The sequence below is a fragment of the Neisseria sp. P0001.S005 genome (assembly GCF_051963715.1).
In genome coordinates this window covers 1-17,092 of record NZ_JBQCTZ010000071.1, presented here as the reverse complement: position 1 = coordinate 17,092, position 17,092 = coordinate 1, and the positions used below count along the sequence as shown (strand labels likewise).

At 48.7% G+C, this 17,092-nt stretch carries 15 protein-coding genes; 5 read left to right on the top strand and 10 right to left on the bottom strand.

Annotated elements, in window-relative coordinates; translation table 11 throughout:
* From ACTHSP_RS10310 to recO, 9 genes are all read right to left on the bottom strand, one after another.
* On the bottom strand, window positions 1–387 hold a 387-nt coding region (locus tag ACTHSP_RS10310; RefSeq protein ID WP_440346060.1), incomplete at its 3' end, for a PrpF domain-containing protein.
* A 117-nt stretch (window positions 388–504) separates the two neighbouring features.
* Window positions 505–3,111, bottom strand: coding sequence for a Fe/S-dependent 2-methylisocitrate dehydratase AcnD (gene acnD, locus ACTHSP_RS10305; protein WP_440346059.1), 2,607 nt, complete (start codon window positions 3,109–3,111; stop codon window positions 505–507).
* 401 nt (window positions 3,112–3,512) lie between these two features.
* Window positions 3,513–4,667 carry a bifunctional 2-methylcitrate synthase/citrate synthase gene (gene prpC, locus ACTHSP_RS10300; protein ID WP_070583901.1) on the bottom strand — a complete coding sequence of 385 codons (1,155 nt, stop codon included), beginning with the start codon at window positions 4,665–4,667 and terminating at the stop codon, window positions 3,513–3,515.
* A gap of 84 nt (window positions 4,668–4,751) precedes the next feature.
* Window positions 4,752–5,627, bottom strand: coding sequence for a methylisocitrate lyase (gene prpB / locus ACTHSP_RS10295; RefSeq protein ID WP_002233567.1), 876 nt, complete (start codon window positions 5,625–5,627; stop codon window positions 4,752–4,754).
* Window positions 5,628–6,392: 765 nt separating this feature from the next.
* Window positions 6,393–6,815, bottom strand: coding sequence for a hypothetical protein (locus ACTHSP_RS10290; RefSeq protein WP_107697316.1), 423 nt, complete (start codon window positions 6,813–6,815; stop codon window positions 6,393–6,395).
* 1 nt (window position 6,816) lies between these two features.
* On the bottom strand, window positions 6,817–7,617 hold the full coding sequence (locus tag ACTHSP_RS10285) for an NUDIX domain-containing protein (protein ID WP_234395608.1): 801 nt from the start codon (window positions 7,615–7,617) through the stop codon (window positions 6,817–6,819).
* A 153-nt stretch (window positions 7,618–7,770) separates the two neighbouring features.
* The gene (acpS, locus tag ACTHSP_RS10280; protein WP_003686416.1) at window positions 7,771–8,148 is read right to left on the bottom strand and encodes a holo-ACP synthase; all 378 of its coding nucleotides are present in this window, start codon (window positions 8,146–8,148) and stop codon (window positions 7,771–7,773) included.
* 94 nt (window positions 8,149–8,242) lie between these two features.
* Complete coding sequence (pdxJ, locus tag ACTHSP_RS10275) at window positions 8,243–8,971, bottom strand: pyridoxine 5'-phosphate synthase (protein WP_070461911.1); 729 nt, start codon at window positions 8,969–8,971, stop codon at window positions 8,243–8,245.
* A 69-nt stretch (window positions 8,972–9,040) separates the two neighbouring features.
* Complete coding sequence (gene recO, locus ACTHSP_RS10270; RefSeq protein WP_070461909.1) at window positions 9,041–9,784, bottom strand: DNA repair protein RecO; 744 nt, start codon at window positions 9,782–9,784, stop codon at window positions 9,041–9,043.
* A 140-nt stretch (window positions 9,785–9,924) separates the two neighbouring features.
* Between recO and ACTHSP_RS10265 the strand changes: the two genes are divergently transcribed.
* Window positions 9,925–11,361, top strand: a complete 1,437-nt coding sequence (locus ACTHSP_RS10265; protein ID WP_314512577.1) for a patatin-like phospholipase family protein — start codon at window positions 9,925–9,927, stop codon at window positions 11,359–11,361.
* Window positions 11,362–11,473: 112 nt separating this feature from the next.
* Complete coding sequence (locus ACTHSP_RS10260; protein WP_314512574.1) at window positions 11,474–12,208, top strand: epoxyqueuosine reductase QueH; 735 nt, start codon at window positions 11,474–11,476, stop codon at window positions 12,206–12,208.
* Between the two features lie 51 nt (window positions 12,209–12,259).
* Here ACTHSP_RS10260 and ACTHSP_RS10255 read toward each other — a convergent pair whose 3' ends face one another.
* Window positions 12,260–12,592, bottom strand: a complete 333-nt coding sequence (locus ACTHSP_RS10255) for a stress response protein (RefSeq protein WP_314512572.1) — start codon at window positions 12,590–12,592, stop codon at window positions 12,260–12,262.
* Window positions 12,593–12,984: 392 nt separating this feature from the next.
* On the opposite strand from ACTHSP_RS10255, the gene nrdA reads away from it, so the two are divergent.
* The 3 genes from nrdA to nrdB all read left to right on the top strand — a co-directional run.
* Window positions 12,985–15,264, top strand: coding sequence for a class 1a ribonucleoside-diphosphate reductase subunit alpha (gene nrdA / locus ACTHSP_RS10250; RefSeq protein ID WP_440346058.1), 2,280 nt, complete (start codon window positions 12,985–12,987; stop codon window positions 15,262–15,264).
* Between the two features lie 40 nt (window positions 15,265–15,304).
* Window positions 15,305–16,168, top strand: coding sequence for a DUF4393 domain-containing protein (locus ACTHSP_RS10245; protein ID WP_440346057.1), 864 nt, complete (start codon window positions 15,305–15,307; stop codon window positions 16,166–16,168).
* Window positions 16,169–16,250: 82 nt separating this feature from the next.
* The coding region (gene nrdB, locus ACTHSP_RS10240; protein ID WP_440346061.1) for a class Ia ribonucleoside-diphosphate reductase subunit beta at window positions 16,251–17,092 on the top strand (842 nt) is incomplete at its 3' end.

Sequence of the window (17,092 nt, the reverse complement as noted above, 5' to 3'; positions counted from 1 at the left end):
ACACAGGCCGTCTGAAGGGATTTTGGATTTATCGACCAAGCCTTGCTCGATGGCAAATGCGCCCACGGCGGCGGTCAAATTACCGCAGTTGCCGCTCCAATCGACAAAAGGTTTGTCGATGGAAACTTGTCCGAACAAATAATCGACATCGTGATCGGCGCGTTCGGATTTATCCAAAATCACAGCTTTGCTGGTGGACGAACTGGCGTTGCCCAAACCGTCAATCTGTTTGCCGTAAGGGTCGGGGCTGCCGAGTACGCGTAAGAGGATTTTGTCGCGTGCCTCGCCTGCTTCCTGCGCAGCGGCCGGCAGATCGGTGCGTTTGAAGAAAATGCCTTTAGATGTACCACCGCGGTAGTAAACGGCTGGAATTTTAATTTGCGGCATTTCGAGTTCTCCTTTGTATTTCTAGTATGGTTTTTTCAGACGGCCTCTCAAATATTCAAGGCCGTCTGAAAACCTTTTTGAGCGTAGCCCGGGTATTTTGACGATACCCGATTTACCTTACGCTGCATTTCCTTCTAAGAAGTCTTGAGCGAAACGTTGCAACACGCCACCGGCTTCATATACCAATACTTCTTCTGCAGTATCGAGGCGGCAGGTAACTGGAACTTCGACGGTTTCTCCGTTTTTACGGTGAATCACAAGGGTCAGGTCGCAGCGCGGTGTGCGTTCGCCAACAACGTCGTAGGTTTCCGTACCGTCCAGTTGCAGGGTGTGGCGGTTGGTACCCGGTTTGAACTGCAACGGCAACACACCCATACCGATCAAGTTGGTGCGGTGAATACGCTCGAAGCCTTCGGCAACAATCGCTTCCACACCGGCGAGGCGTACGCCTTTTGCAGCCCAGTCGCGGCTTGAGCCTTGACCGTAGTCCGCGCCGGCAATGATGATGAGCGGCTGTTTGCGGTTCATATAGGTTTCGATGGCTTCCCACATACGCATGGTTTGGCCTTCGGGTTCAACGCGTGCCAGCGAACCTTGGCGTACGCTGCCATCTTCGTTTCTTACCATTTCGTTAAACAGTTTCGGATTGGCGAAGGTTGCGCGTTGGGCGGTCAAGTGGTCGCCGCGGTGGGTTGCGTAAGAGTTGAAGTCTTCTTCAGGCAAACCCATTTTCGCCAAATATTCGCCTGCGGCACTGCTGGCCAAAATCGCATTGGATGGCGAGAGGTGGTCGGTGGTGATGTTGTCGGGCAAAATCGCCAGCGGACGCATACCGCTCAATGTGCGTTCCCCTGCCAGTGCGCCTTCCCAGTAAGGTGGGCGGCGGATATAGGTGGACATTGGACGCCAGTCGTACAGCGGGCTTGGTGCTTTTTGTGCTGTGCCGGTGTCAAACATCGGGATATAAACGTCGCGGAATTGTTGAGGTTTCACATATTCGGCAACGATGGCATCGATTTCTTCATCGGTCGGCCAGATATCTTTCAGGCGGATTTCGCGGCCGTCCGCAACGCCGAGTACATCGTTTTCAATATCAAAACGGATGCTGCCTGCCAGCGCGTAGGCAACGACCAACGGAGGCGAAGCGAGGAAAGCCTGTTTCGCATACGGATGGATGCGGCCGTCGAAGTTGCGGTTGCCTGACAATACGGCGGTAGCGTACAAATCGCGGTCGATGATTTCTTTTTGGATTTTCGGATCCAGCGCGCCGCTCATGCCGTTACAGGTGGTACATGCGAAGGCAACGATACCGAAGCCGAGTTTTTCCATTTCAGGCAGTAGGCCTGCTTCTTTCAAATAGATTTCGGCTACTTTTGAACCCGGGGCAAACGAAGATTTCACCCAAGGTTTGCGTTGCAAGCCGAGGCGGTTGGCATTGCGTGCCAACAGCGCGGCGGCAACAACGTTGCGCGGATTGGAAGTATTGGTACATGAAGTAATCGCGGCAATAATCACTGCACCGTCAGGCATTTGGCCGTCTGAAGGCTCTTCATAAGGTTTAGCCAAGCCTTTGCTGGCCAAATCGGCGGTCGCAAAACGGGCATGCGGGTTACTTGGGCCTGCCATATTGCGCGTTACGCTGCTCAAATCAAATTTCAATACGCGAGGATAAACGGCGGTTTTCAAGGCATCTGCCCACAAGCCTGCGGTTTTGGCGTAGGTTTCCACCAATTTCACTTGCGCGTCGTCGCGACCGGTCAGTTTCAAATAATCAATGGTTTGCTCATCAATAGCGAACATCGCGGCAGTCGCACCGAACTCAGGGGTCATATTGGAAATGGTGGCACGGTCGCCGATGGACAGGCTTCTTGCACCCTCGCCGAAGAATTCGACAAATGCGCCAACCACGCGCTCTTTACGCAAGAATTCGGTCAGTGCCAACACGATGTCGGTGGCAGTAATGCCCGGCTGGCGTTTGCCGGTCAGCTCAACGCCGACAATATCGGGCAGACGCATCATGGATGCGCGGCCCAACATCACGGTTTCGGCTTCCAAACCGCCCACGCCTACGGAAATTACGCCCAGTGAATCGACGTGCGGCGTATGTGAGTCTGTACCGACGCAGGTGTCAGGGAATGCCACACCGTTTTTGACTTGGACAACCGGAGACATTTTTTCCAAGTTGATTTGGTGCATAATGCCGTTGCCCGCAGGAATCACGTCCACATTTTCAAATGCAGTTTTTGTCCAGTTGATGAAGTGGAAACGGTCTTCGTTACGTCTGTCTTCGATTTCGCGATTTTTGCGGAAGGCATCGGGATCGTAACCGCCGCATTCAACGGCCAGAGAGTGGTCGACGATGAGCTGGGTTTGCACCACAGGATTCACTTTGGAAGGATCGCCGCCTTTTTCGGCAATCGCATCGCGCAGGCCTGCCAAATCCACCAACGCTGTCTGACCCAGAATATCGTGACACACCACGCGCGCCGGATACCAAGGGAAGTCGATTTCCTGTTTTCCCTCAATCAGCTGCCCCAACCAGCTTTGCAGCGTAGGCAGGTCGACTTTGTCTGCGCGATTGACCAAGTTCTCAGCCAAGATACGGCTTGTATAAGGCAGCTTGTCGTAAGAGCCTGATTTGATGTCTTCACACGCCTGACGCGCGTCGTAATATTCCAAATCCGTACCGGGCAAAGCTTTGCGGTAGCGTTGGTTGGCAGTCATGTCGGTTCTCCTAAAATCTATTCTTTTTTTGGTTTTGGGGTTTCAGACGGCCTGTTGATTCGGACCTTAAGGCCGTCTGAAACCATAAATTCTGTTTTATTGCTTGTTGTCTGAAATCTATTCGCGGTATGAAAAAAATTGCTGCTCCGCTACCATCATTCCCGTATAGACGGAAATCCAAACTTAAATCTTTCAGCACTCTTTACAGCAGAACATTTCAACTTTTGAATTTCTGCCTGTATGGGAATGACGACAGCAGAGCAGCATGTTTTCCAAACGGCCGGCTCTCTCTCTCGCATACTGCACTAGGCCGTCGAAAAACGAAAACATCATTTATTCATTGTTTTCAAACGGCATTTCGAGATGGGGCGGGCTGGCGGCCCACCCTGCTGTTACGCGTATTAGCGGTTTTCAATCTCCACGAATGCCAAATCTTCAGGGCCTGTGTAGTTTGCGCTCGGACGGATGATTTTGCCGTCTTTGCGTTGCTCGAGAACGTGTGCGCTCCAACCGGTTGTACGGGAAATCACGAACAGCGGTGTGAACATAGCGGTCGGTACGCCCAATTTTTGGTAGGAAACGGCGGAGAACCAGTCCAGATTCGGGAACATTTTTTTCTCTTCCCACATCACGCTCTCCAAGCGTTCGGCAATGTCAAAGAGGCGCATATCGCCGGTTTCTTTGCTCAAACCGCGTGCCACTTCTTTAATGACAACGTTGCGAGGGTCAGAAATGGTATACACCGGATGACCGAAACCGATCACGATTTCTTTGCGGCCGATGCGTTCGCGGATGTCTGCTTCGGCTTCGTCGGCATTGCGGTAGCGTTTTTGAATATCGTAAGCCACTTCGTTCGCGCCGCCGTGTTTCGGACCTTTCAACGCGCCGATGGCGCCGGTGATGCAGGAGTACATATCAGAGCCTGTACCGGCAATCACGCGGGCAGTGAAGGTAGAAGCGTTGAACTCGTGTTCGGCATACAGAATCAGTGAAACGTGCATGGCTTTGATGTGTGATTCGCTTGGGCGTTTGCCGTGCAACAAGTGCAGGAAATGACCGCCGATGGTCTCTTCGTCGCTTTCAACTTCAATGCGTTTGCCGTTGTGCGAATATTGATACCAGTACAGCAGGATGCTGCCGAGGCTGGCGATCAGTTTGTCGGCGATGTCGCGCGCTTCACTTTCCGGATGGCTTTCACGTTCAGGATGAACGCAGCCCAGCATAGATACGCCGGTACGCATCACGTCCATCGGATGGGTATGTGCAGGCAGGCTTTCCAAAACTTTGATCACACGGATAGGCAGGCCGCGCATGGATTTGAGTTTGGTTTTATAAGCAGCCAGCTCGAATTTATTGGGCAGATGGCCGTGAATCAGCAGGTGGGCGACTTCTTCAAACTCGCATTTTTGTGCCAAATCCAAGATGTCGTAACCGCGATAGCTCAAATCGTTACCGGTACGGCCAACAGTACACAATTCAGTATTACCGGCCGCAACGCCAGAAAGCGCAACGGATTTTTTAGGTTTGAAAGTCGGGGTTTGAGTAGTTTCAGTCATGGTATTTCTCCTTTGTATTTTTATGGGTTTTATTTTTCAGACGGCCGATGCGGATTTGTTGAAAGGCCGTCTGAAAGCGGTTACTTATTTTTGAAACAATTTATCCAGTTTTTGCTCGAAGGCATGATAGTTCAGATGCTCGTACAGCTCGGCACGGGTTTGCATAGTGTCAACCACTGCGGCCTGAGTGCCATCGCGCATAATCGCTTCATAAACATTCAGAGCGGCTTTGCTTGCTGCGCGGAACGATGACAGCGGATACAGCACCAGCGACACGCCGTTTTCAGCCAGCTCGCTTTGGGTATAAAGCGGAGTGGAGCCAAACTCGGTAATGTTGGCCAATACCGGTACTTTCACTGCATCTGCAAATTGACGGTACATTTTCAAATCGGTCATGGCTTCAGGGAAAATCATGTCTGCACCGGCTTCGACACAAGCCTGAGCGCGTTCGATAGCGGCATCCAAACCTTCTACCGCCAGCGCATCGGTACGCGCCATAATCACAAAGTTCTCATCAACGCGGGCATCTACGGCAGCTTTGATACGGTCGACCATTTCATCTTTAGAAACGATGGCTTTGTTCGGACGGTGGCCGCAGCGTTTTTGCGCTACCTGATCTTCGATGTGAACCGCTGCAACACCAGCGCGTTCAAAGTTGCGAATAGTGCGGGCAATATTGAATGCACCGCCCCAACCCACATCGATGTCCACCAGCAAAGGCGTATCTACGTTGTCCGTAATGCGTCGCGCGTCGATCAGCACATCTTCCATTGTGGTGATGCCCAAATCAGGGATACCGCAAGAGCAGGCTGCCACGCCGCCGCCAGACAGATAGATTGCTTTGAAACCGCTTTGGGTGGCCAATCGTGCAAAGTAAGCATTGACGCAACCGACGACGGCAAGAGGATTCGATTCTTTCACGGCTTGACGGAAACGCGCTCCGGCAGAGTGTTGACTCATCATATTTCTCCTTTATAGACTTTTTTTCAGTATTAATCGGACGGCTCGGTTTTTTCACAACTTGAAACAAACCGTTTAAAAAGAAACAATCGTTCTAAAAACTGTTTTCAGACGGCCTGTAAAATTTCAATCATCAACCATCTGAAAATTTAAAATCAATAAATACAAATAGTTATCAAAAACAATAAATACAATAAGGCTGAAGCGGAGGTATTCGTTTTTTAATTTTTATTAATCAGTATATGAATGCTGTTGGGGATACAGATATTTTAAAATCCAAAGCGTTTGTAGGAATGCGGAAACTGGATTCGGGTTGAGAGCCTTCAGACCGTCGGGACTGCCAATAAACTGGCGGCGACGGGAATGGCAGAGATGGGAGAAAATCTATAACAAGAGAGAGTGGTTTGATACAGATTCATGATGATGTTCCTTTGTAGTGCGATGTAGTTTTTATTTATGGAAACAAATTTAAAAAATAAAACCGGTCTTGTCAAACACTTTTTTCAAAAAAATTATAAAAAATTCAGTTATTAATAAACGATTTTTTTGCAACAAATGCAAAAAACGGACAGGCTGTACCACATTAAACCCTTGTGTGGCCTAGCTTCTGTCCGTTTTGTACTTTTGACTGATAGTCAGAATAATTGTAAACAATCCATCTAAAAATAATTTATAATTGATTCATTTATAAGGAACTTTTAAACATGCTGTCTGAAAAAATTAAAATTTTTGCCTTTAAATTTTCAGACGGCCTTTGCATGATGACTACTCTGCACTAAATGCCGTCTGAAAAGTCTGTTTGCCAATAGTAATGTCGGCAGTGTAATCATGGCGGCCTTCGACGCAAAACGGCAAACGGATTTGCGCAGCCTGCCAACTTTGCGGCGATTGTTGCGTCAGGTTGTAGCGGTTGAAGCCCATGTCCATGTTTTTCATACTGAAACTGATACTGACCGCGCCCGTATTCTTCGGCACATTTTCCACTACAATATCGAAAGGCTCGTGTGTATTGATGGAGGTTGCACGCACTTTTGAACCGTCAGGCAGGACGCAGCCTTGTGTCAGACTACATTCGACTACATTCGCTTTTGTCTGTTGCCGTTGCCACCAATCCAAAAGCAGCAGTTTGGCCGCCGCAAACACAATCAGTAAAACAGCGGCAATCAGTAGTTTTTGATTTTTACTCATTTCAGACGGCCTCAATGTCATTATCGGTCAAAACGGCATGCACACCCATGCTCTGCCACTGTTCGCGATAAATGGAAACCATGCTTTCCGGAGCAGCCGCAATCAGCGGCATAGCCACGCCTTGCGCCAAAATATCGACAACTTGCTTGGCTGCCGCTTCATTCGCTACTTTCCATACGACAGCATCGGCATTTTGCACCTGCTGCCATTGTTCGGCATTTTCAATGATTGGCCACACGCTGGGCGCTTCTATCGGCTTGCCTTGTTGCCAATCGGCAAAATCCAGCAATACGGCAGAGGCGGTTTGATGAGCCAATCCATATGGCGCAACATGATATTCGCCCATGCTGTTTTGACCGCTCAAGCCGCTGTTCAGACGGCCTTGAAGCTGGCGCGGAATAGAGAGGGAACGTAATAATGCGCTATTGGCAGGCAACATCGGCGCAACGGTAAAATCCCCTGCCTTTTGCCATGCCCATTTTTGCCCTTCCCTCGATTGGATTTCGCCTGTCCATTGGTCGGCTTCTACCCATAAAAAATGCAGGCGTACATGTGCGTGTTCGTAGGAATGGACTTTGGTCAGCCACGGCGTAGCGGCAAGGATACGGATGCCGAGTTCTTCTTCAAACTCGCGTTGCAAAGCTTGAAAATCGCTTTCGCCTGCCTCAACCTTGCCGCCGGCAAATTCCCAATAACCGGCATACGGCTTGCCCTCCGGGCGGGAACTGAGCAGGTAGCGGCCGTTTTTGTCGAGCAAAATCCCGGCAACCACTTGTACCAATGGACGTGTGTCTTCAGTCATCATGAGATTATTCTTATATACGGCAGGCAGTGACACCTGCCGATTTATGCGTAAAAAAACGATGTCGGGCCTATACGCCCGACCTTCAACAAATACCTAACCCTTCAGGCCGTCTGAAAAGGATGCTCTATTTCAGAATACTTGAATCCTGCCTTATTTTTCCGCAATGACAAAAGCCATGACGGTATCTTCTTCATCGCTCATACTGAGATGGCAGCTTCGGATACCCTGTTCCTCCAGCCATTTAGTCAAAGCCGGTGCAAAAAACAATTCAGGTTTGCCCAATGCGTCATGTCCGACACCAATGTTGCGGAAAGACACCACGCCGCGTATGCCCGTACCGACGGCTTTGGCAAAAGCCTCTTTGGCAGCAAAGCGTTTGGCAAGATAGTTGACCGGTTTGCCTGCCTGCGGAAATTCCAACAGCTCTTCCGGGCTGAGAATGCGTTGCGCAAATGCCAGTCCGAATTTTTTGTTCAGGCGGATAATGCGTTTGAGGGAAACAATGTCTGTACCGATTCCGTAAATCATGGGTCTGCTCCTTGTTTAAATAGTCAGGCCGTCTGAAAGTGTGAATACCGGCCAAAGCAAATCGACTTAGCCGGTATAGCTGATACTGATGCCGTTAAGGCAGCATTCTGGCTCTGAACATGACTTCCTTCATTTGGCGGACTGCTTCTGGCAGGCCGAGGAAGAGTGCTTGGGAAATCAGCGAATGGCCGATGTTCAACTCGCGGATGGCGAGGATTTGAGCAATCGGCGTAACATTGTGAATGGTCAGGCCGTGTCCGGCATTGACGACCAAACCCAAATCGCTGGCGTAATGCGCGCCGTTTTGAATGCGCTCGAATTGTTTCATTTGCTCGGCATGGCTGTGCGCATCGGCATATGCGCCGGTGTGCAATTCAATAACGGGGGCACCGACATCATAAGCGGCTTGGATTTGCGCGTTGTCGGCATCGATAAACAAGGACACGCGGATGCCTGCGTCGGTCAGGATTTTGGTGAATTTGGCCACTTTATCCTGTTGCGCCAATACATCCAAACCGCCTTCAGTGGTCACTTCTTGACGTTTTTCAGGCACGAGGCACACATCTTCAGGCATGACGTTGAGCGCGTTTTCCAACATTTCTTCCGTCAGCGCCATTTCCAAATTCAGGCGCGTGCGGATGGCGTTTTTAACGGCGAACACGTCCGCATCTTTAATATGGCGGCGGTCTTCACGCAAGTGCATGGTAATTAAATCTGCGCCATGGGTTTCCGCAATCAGCGCCGCTTCGACAGGGCTGGGATAAATCGTACCGCGCGCATTGCGGACGGTGGCAATATGGTCGATGTTTACGCCTAACAACATAATAATGTCCTTTCATTAAGGTTTCAGACGGCCTGAGTCATTACCTATCAAAGGCCGTCTGAAAAAAATTCAACTGCCCAAGCCAAACTGCTGCAACTGCTGCAAAACCTGCCGAGACTTGATGCCCTCAGGCAGAAGGTTGTCAATCAAAAGCCGCGTTACTTTCAAAGCCTGCCCCAGACTTTCCTGATGAACGAAACTGCCTTCCCTCAAATCGATTAAAGTCGCGCCCAATACGGCAACGCCTTTATTGAGCGCATGGAAACGGTCGGCCTCTGCCAAGGGCACCACGGCCTCTTCCGGTGTAAGCCAATAAGTTTCTTCGCCGTTGATTTCATTGTCGTTGCCGTCATGGAACAAATCGGGGGCAAAGCCCAAACGTGTCAGCAGCGACCATTCAAAACGGCGCAAAGCGGCAATATGGTTGGCCTCGCAACAAATGGTTTTCATGGTTTCCGCCAAAACATCGTAAAGCTCGGGTAACGGATCTTCGCGGACGGTCAACTTCAGCATCAACTCGTTCACATACAATCCGCTGAACAAAGCCCTGCCCTGCGGCTGAGGCCACCCGCCTATCCATTCGGCGCGATGCAGGGTCTTCAACTCTTGCGAACCATACCAAGACGCGCTCACCGGCACAAACGGCACCAACACGCCGCGCAATTCGCTCTGACGTTTACGCGCACTTCTTGCCAACAAAGCCACCCGTCCATAACGGCGGCTGAAAGCCTCCACCCACAAGCTGCTCTCGCGCCACGGGGCGGAAGCAAGCAGAAAGATAGGTTCGTGGTTGATGCGGTTTGGTTGCGCCATAAAGGTTTGGAAAGATAAAGATTGTGTCGATTATAACGGAAAATCGATGCAAAAAGGCCGTCTGAAAGTCTACCTTCTATAAAGGCCGTCTGAAAACCTTTATAATCCGTTTTGAATGAATAACCGACCTTCCTGTGTTTATGCCGAAATTCCCTTTTAAATCCACCCTTTCCCTGCTCTCCGCAGCCCTATTATCCGCCTGCTCGCTGGTGAAATATCAGCCTCTTGCTGGCATTGATACGGTCGACCTGCAACGTGGCTACCGCTTTGAAACCAGCCAGCTTCAGCGCAACAACGAAGACGATACGCTTATTGTATTGATGTTCTCCGGCGGCGGTACGCGCGCGTCAGCCTTAGGTTATGGCGTGTTGGAGCAGCTTCATAAGCAACAGATTACCATCGGCGGCAAAAAACAATCTTTGATGTCGAATGTCGATGTGGTGGTCGGCGTATCCGGCGGCTCGGTTTTGGCAGCTTATTTTGCACTCAAGGGCGAAGAAACCATTCCTTTGTTTTATAAACGTTTCCTACACCAAAACTTCCAACGCCAAGTCGTCAAACAGGCATTCTCCATGTCCAATCTGCCCCGACTGGCCTCGCCTGAATATGGACGCGGCGATCTGTTGCAGGAGCAGTTTGAAAACTACCTTTTCGGCAAAACCACTTTCCGCGATTTGGAAAAAAATGCCAAGGGCCCGTTTGCAATCATTTCCGCCACCGATATGGGCATAGGCGAGCGTTTCAATTTCACGCAGGAATATTTCGACCCGATGTGTATCGACTTGGGCGACTTGCGACTTGCCCGCGCCGTTGCTGCGTCAAGCTCCGTGCCTATGGTGTTTGCACCGATTACGCTCAATAACAACGGCGGTCATTGCCAATACACGCCGCCGCTGCAACTTGTCTCCGACAGCGAAGCCGGTAAAAGACAGCTGCAAACCCGAAAAGAATTTTTCGAGCGTTTCCAAAAATACAGCGACAGTAAAAACCGTCCCTATATCCACCTTATCGACGGCGGCTTGACCGACAATCTGGGCATGCGCAGCCTTTTGGACATGACGGAAATGTATCCGGAAAAACTCCTGACGCATAAAATCAAACAAAACAAAATCCGCCATATTGTCGTCATCAACGTCAATGCCCAAAATGAAGTCAGCAGCGATTTGGATAAAAGCGCTGCCGTACCCGGTTTCCGAGATGTCGTTTCCGCCATCGTGAATATTCCGATCGACCAACATTCGCAAGAATCTTTGCGCCGCTTCAGGGCTTTTGTCGACCAATGGAACAAAGATAAGCAGAACGAAGACATCTATTTCTCTTTCGTCAGCCTGAATCTCAAAGACCTTCCGCCATCCCAGCTGAGGGACAAGGTATTGAATATTCCGACCAGTTTCTATCTGCCGCCGGAAGATGTGGACAATCTGCGTACCGCCGCCGCCGAGCTGATGAAACAGTCGCTGGACTATCGCAACCTGCTGGCAGAGTTTGCGGCGCACCCCAATCCAGACATCATCTTCGCAGCCCCACCTCCTGATGCGCAAGAATTCAAGCCATTGAACGAAAAAGAAAAGCAGTAGCAAACTGTTCCATAAAGTGCAGCTCTGTTAAAATATATGCTTCATCTTATATTTCAGACGGCCCCGATACCCAAGGCCGTCTGAAACACTTAACAATAAATAGAATCCAACCATGACCGAATTAAACACTCCTATCGTTACCGATATTGACCGCCCCATCCTCGTTCCACCCGGCGGCCATAAAAAAGTCCTGCTGCATTCCTGCTGCGCCCCATGTTCCGGCGAAGTGATGGAAGCCATGCTTGCCAGCGGCATCGACTACACTATTTATTTTTACAACCCCAATATCCATCCGCACAAAGAATATATGTTGCGCAAAGAAGAAAATATGCGCTTTGCGGACAAATTCGGCATCCCTTTTGTCGATAAAGACGACGACTACGAAAACGACCGCAAAGAATGGTTTGCCAAAGCCAAAGGCATGGAATTTGAACCCGAACGCGGTATCCGCTGCACCATGTGTTTCGATATGCGTTTTGAAAAAGCGGCCCAATACGCCCATGAAAACGGCTTCCATGTTTTCACCAGCTCACTGGGCATTTCACGCTGGAAAGACATGAAACAGATCAACGGCTGCGGCCATCGCGCTGCAGAGCCGTACGATGACTTGGTTTATTGGGATTTCAACTGGCGCAAAGGCGGCGGCAGCGCACGCATGATTGAAATCAGCAAGCGCGAGCATTTCTACCAACAAGAATATTGCGGTTGCGCCTACTCCCTGCGCGACTCCAATGCCCACCGCAAATCGCAAGGCCGCATCCCCATCAAGCTGGGCGTATTGTATTACGGTGATGAATCCACCCAATACGAGCCTCAAGTCGAAAACAAAATCATTGTTGAGAAATAAATATCGAAGGCCGTCTGAAACATTCAGACGGCCTTTGTTTAAATCAGACGATTAACGGCGGCGGAATTTGCCGTGATCAAAATCATCAAATGCCTGATAAGCAGCTTGGCATTGGATTTTTTGCTCGGCATAAGGCAAACCGCGGAACGCTTTTGCCGCTTTTCGGTTTTCCCTCAACTCGGCCTTGTTGCCTTTATAGCGATACCAAGCAGCACGGCGCTCAAGGTATCTCTTACAAGCAGGATGCAATTTGTTTTTCTTCGCCTGCTGGTGTTTGCTCACATGATGGCCATGCGGTTTAGCCGCTGCTTCGGCAGAATAAGTACCCAAGCTCAATACAGCAACTGCCACCAGTGCGGAACCTAAATTTTTCAACATTAACATGATTCGCCTCCTAAATAGTTTTTCCATTATACGTTTCGCCAGGGCACCGGCAAAACGCCCATTTTTTACATGACAAAAAATGTGGTTAATTACTACATCATACTACTTGCTTTGCAAAATTTAACACACCTTCTATTTAGACGAAACCTGAATATAAATTTCTTTATTTCATAAGCCTCTAGCCAATGTCTGGCCAAATGTGATGCAAACGCAAAATAATGCCAAATCGCCACAAAGCCACATAAAATCTAGTTTAAGCCTCCCATCCCCTAATCCACACCCCGAAAAAAGCGCATTGTCAAGTCTAGTTAAACAAAGAAAAATACATTATATTGTGCCGTTCAAAGCAATCACATACTGTATCTTGTGTTTTTTAATGGGAAGACTGAACAATGAATGCAGCAACGAATATTAAAGTAACCAAACGCGACGGACGCTTGGAAGATATCAATTTAGACAAAATCCACCGTGTTGTTACTTGGGCGGCGGAAGGCTTACAAAACGTCTCCGTATCGCAAGTCGAGCTCAAATCACATATTCAGTTTTACAACGGTATCCGTACCGACGACATCCATGAGACCATCATCAAGGCCGCGGCCGACCTGATCTCACAAGATACGCCAGATTATCAATATCTGGCCGCCCGCCTCGCCATTTTCCATCTGCGCAAAATCGCTTATGGCGAATTCGAACCGCCCCACCTCTACGATCACGTTAAAAAACTGACTGAAGCAGGCAAATACGACCGCCACATCATCACAGATTACAGCCGCGAAGAATTCGACGAGCTGAATGCCTATATCGACCACAGCCGCGACATGACCTTCTCTTATGCTGCCGTAAAACAGCTGGAAGGCAAATATCTGGTTCAAAACCGCGTTACCCGCCAAATTTATGAAACGCCGCAGTTCTTATATATTTTGGTGGCCATGTGTCTCTTCAGCAAATATCCGAAAGAGACCCGTTTGGATTACGTCAAACGTTTTTATGACGCCGTTTCCACATTCAAAGTATCGCTGCCTACACCTATCATGAGTGGCGTGCGTACGCCTACCCGTCAATTCTCAAGCTGCGTGTTGATTGAATGCGACGACAGTCTTGACTCCATCAACGCCACCACCAGCGCGATTGTGAAATACGTTTCCCAGCGTGCAGGCATCGGCATCAACGCCGGCCGTATCCGCGGCTTGGGCAGCGAAATCCGCGGCGGCGAAGCACAACACACCGGCTGTATCCCATTCTTCAAAATGTTCCAAGCGGCCGTTAAATCCTGCTCGCAAGGCGGCGTACGCGGCGGCGCGGCAACCTTGTTCTACCCATTGTGGCACATCGAAGCCGAAAGCCTGTTGGTATTGAAAAACAACCGCGGCGTAGAAGACAACCGTATCCGCCAACTGGACTACGGCGTACAAATCAACCGCCTGCTGTACACCCGTTTGATTAAAGGCGGCAACATTACCCTGTTCTCGCCGAATGAAGTTCCGGGTTTGTATGATGCCTTCTTCGCCGATCAAGACGAATTCGAGCGCCTCTACACTCAATACGAGCAAGATCCAAACATCCGCAAACGTACTTTGCCGGCAACAGAATTGTTCTCCACCCTGATGCAGGAGCGCGCCGGTACCGGTCGCATCTACATCCAAAACGTTGACCACTGCAACACGCACAGCCCGTTTGACCCGCGCGTTGCGCCTGTTCATCAGTCCAACTTATGCATGGAAATCGCCCTGCCGACCAAACCTTTGGACAACATCAACGATCCGAACGGAGAAATTGCCTTGTGTACTCTGTCCGCCTTCAACTTGGGCGCATTGAACAACTTGGACGAACTGGAAGAGCTTGCCGATTTAACCGTACGCGCACTTGATGCCCTGTTGGATTATCAAGACTATCCGGTTGCAGCAGCACGCACCGCAACCATGAACCGCCGCACGCTCGGCATCGGCGTCATCAACTACGCCTACTATCTGGCGAAAAACGGCGTACGTTACAGCGACGACTCTGCGCTTGGCCTGACCCACCGCACCTTTGAAGCCATGCAGTATTACCTGCTCAAAGCATCGGTAAACCTTGCCAAAGAATACGGCGCATGTCCGCTCTTCAACCAAACCGTTTATTCGCAAGGCAAACTGCCCATCGACACCTACAAAAAAGACTTGGACGCCGTGTGCAACGAGCCTTTGCACTACGACTGGGAAAGCCTGCGCGCCGACATCGTCAAATACGGCCTGCGCAACTCTACCCTGACCGCACTCATGCCGTCTGAAACCAGCTCGCAAATTGCCAATGCCACCAACGGCATCGAGCCTCCACGCGGTCTGGTCAGCGTTAAAGCATCAAAAGACGGTATTTTGAAACAAGTCGTACCGGAATTTGAAACCCTGAAAGATGCCTACGAAACCCTGTGGCAGCTTCCCGGCAACGAAGGCTACCTGAAACTCGTCGGCGTAATGCAAAAATTCGTCGATCAATCGATTTCCGCCAATACCGCCTACGACCCGAACAAATTTGAAGGCAGCAAAGTTTCCATGAAACAAATGCTGAAAGACCTGCTGACCGCCTACAAATACGGCGTCAAAACCCTGTACTACCATAACACCCGCGACGGAGCGGACGATACGCAGGCTGATATTCAAGATGACGGCTGCGCTGGTGGGGCTTGTAAGATTTGAGCATGTTAAAGATTGTTGAAGATTTCTAAGAAAATTGGATATGAGTATTATGGATACAACAGTTGTAACTGTTTTAACAGCAGGTGTCACAACGTTATTGACAAAGGGAGCTGAAGCACCGGCTCATACATTAAATTTAGTATGGAAGCAAGTATTTGGTTCTTGTGATTTATGGTTGGAAAAACAGCAACTGAAAAGGAAAAAAGAGTTAGATGATTTTAGTAATAGACTTAATGAAAATTTAGAAAAAATTCCTCAAGAAGAAATTCAAGAACCGAAATATAGTATTTTGGGGCCTGTCATCGAAGCATCTCAATATTACCTTGAAGAAGAGGAGCTTAGAGAAATATTTGCGAAGTTGGTATCAGCCTCTTTCGATGCTAGGAATAATGGAAAAATCCATAATAGCTTTGTTGAAAAAGTTAAGTCTTTGTCGTCCGATGATGCGAAATTACTTCAATTAATGAAAGAGTTAAAAAGTATAGCTATTGGAGTATATTATATTGAAGATAATAATACAGATGGAAACTATATTCTAAGTGAAATTGTCTGTCTTGTATTTGGAGAGCAGAACATAGAGAAAATAGCTGTGTCTATAGATAGCTTAGTTCAATTAGGTTTGGTAAAAATTGATCTGGATAATTATTTTACAGATGAAAAAGTATATGCAGATTTTTACACTACTAACTTGTTTATGGATTTAAGTAGAAATAATCTAGTTACGAATAGACGATTGCAAGTTCAAAAATTATTAGAAAAATATCCTAAAGATAAAATTGCTTTGGATAATAATATTTCTACTTCAGATATCGAAAATTACTTAATAGAAAAGAAGTTAAAGTTGAAAAAAGGTATATGTGAATTAACGTCATTAGGAAAAATATTTGTGGATATATGTTGTTAATTTATGTAATAAAATTCTTTTTTGAAATGTAAATTCCTTTCCTAGTAAAGAGAAAACCGCTATGTCCTGCGAACACCTGACCATGTCCTACAGCACCTTTTCCAAAACCAAAAACGACGCGCTGAAAGAGCCGATGTTTTTTGGTCAGCCGGTAAATGTTGCCCGTTATGACCAGCAGAAATACGAAGTATTTGAAAAACTGATCGAAAAACAATTGTCTTTCTTCTGGCGTCCGGAAGAAATCGACGTGTCGCGCGACCGTATTGACTACGCCAATCTGCCCGAACACGAAAAACATATTTTCATCAGCAATCTGAAATACCAAACCCTGCTCGATTCGATCCAAGGCCGCAGCCCGAATGTTGCGTTCTTGCCTTTGGTGTCTATTCCCGAGCTGGAAACGTGGATTGAAACGTGGAGCTTCAGCGAAACCATCCACTCGCGCAGCTATACCCATATCATCCGCAATATCGTGAATGATCCTTCAGTCGTGTTCGATGATATTGTGCAAAATAAATACATCATCGCCCGTGCTGAAGACATTGCCTGCTATTACGATGATTTGATTGAATACACTCAGTATTACAATCTGTTGGGCGAAGGTTCGCACAATGTCGGCGGCAAGCTCGTTACCGTGTCTTTGCGCGAGTTGAAGAAAAAACTCTATCTCTGCCTGATGTGCGTCAATGTATTGGAAGCCATCCGCTTCTACGTTTCATTCGCCTGCTCGTTCGCCTTTGCCGAGCGCGAATTGATGGAAGGCAACGCCAAAATCATCAAGCTGATTGCCCGTGACGAAGCCCTGCATTTGACCAGCACCCAGCATATGCTCAACCTGATGCGTGCCGGTGCCGATGATCCTGAAATGGCTGAAATTGCGAATGAATTGCAGGACGAGTGTTTCAACCTCTTCAAAAAAGCAGC

Excerpts from the sequence above, each read along its gene's own strand:
- acnD (WP_440346059.1), bottom strand. The coding sequence starts at position 3,111 with ATGACTGCCAACCAACGCTACCGCAAAGCTTTGCCCGGTACGGATTTG.
- prpC (WP_070583901.1), bottom strand. The coding sequence starts at position 4,667 with ATGACTGAAACTACTCAAACCCCGACTTTCAAACCTAAAAAATCCGTT.
- prpB (WP_002233567.1), bottom strand. The coding sequence starts at position 5,627 with ATGAGTCAACACTCTGCCGGAGCGCGTTTCCGTCAAGCCGTGAAAGAA.
- ACTHSP_RS10290 (WP_107697316.1), bottom strand. The coding sequence starts at position 6,815 with ATGAGTAAAAATCAAAAACTACTGATTGCCGCTGTTTTACTGATTGTG.
- ACTHSP_RS10285 (WP_234395608.1), bottom strand. The coding sequence starts at position 7,617 with ATGACTGAAGACACACGTCCATTGGTACAAGTGGTTGCCGGGATTTTG.
- acpS (WP_003686416.1), bottom strand. The coding sequence starts at position 8,148 with ATGATTTACGGAATCGGTACAGACATTGTTTCCCTCAAACGCATTATC.
- pdxJ (WP_070461911.1), bottom strand. The coding sequence starts at position 8,971 with ATGTTGTTAGGCGTAAACATCGACCATATTGCCACCGTCCGCAATGCG.
- recO (WP_070461909.1), bottom strand. The coding sequence starts at position 9,784 with ATGGCGCAACCAAACCGCATCAACCACGAACCTATCTTTCTGCTTGCT.
- ACTHSP_RS10265 (WP_314512577.1), top strand. The coding sequence starts at position 9,925 with ATGCCGAAATTCCCTTTTAAATCCACCCTTTCCCTGCTCTCCGCAGCC.
- ACTHSP_RS10260 (WP_314512574.1), top strand. The coding sequence starts at position 11,474 with ATGACCGAATTAAACACTCCTATCGTTACCGATATTGACCGCCCCATC.
- ACTHSP_RS10255 (WP_314512572.1), bottom strand. The coding sequence starts at position 12,592 with ATGTTAATGTTGAAAAATTTAGGTTCCGCACTGGTGGCAGTTGCTGTA.
- nrdA (WP_440346058.1), top strand. The coding sequence starts at position 12,985 with ATGAATGCAGCAACGAATATTAAAGTAACCAAACGCGACGGACGCTTG.
- ACTHSP_RS10245 (WP_440346057.1), top strand. The coding sequence starts at position 15,305 with ATGAGTATTATGGATACAACAGTTGTAACTGTTTTAACAGCAGGTGTC.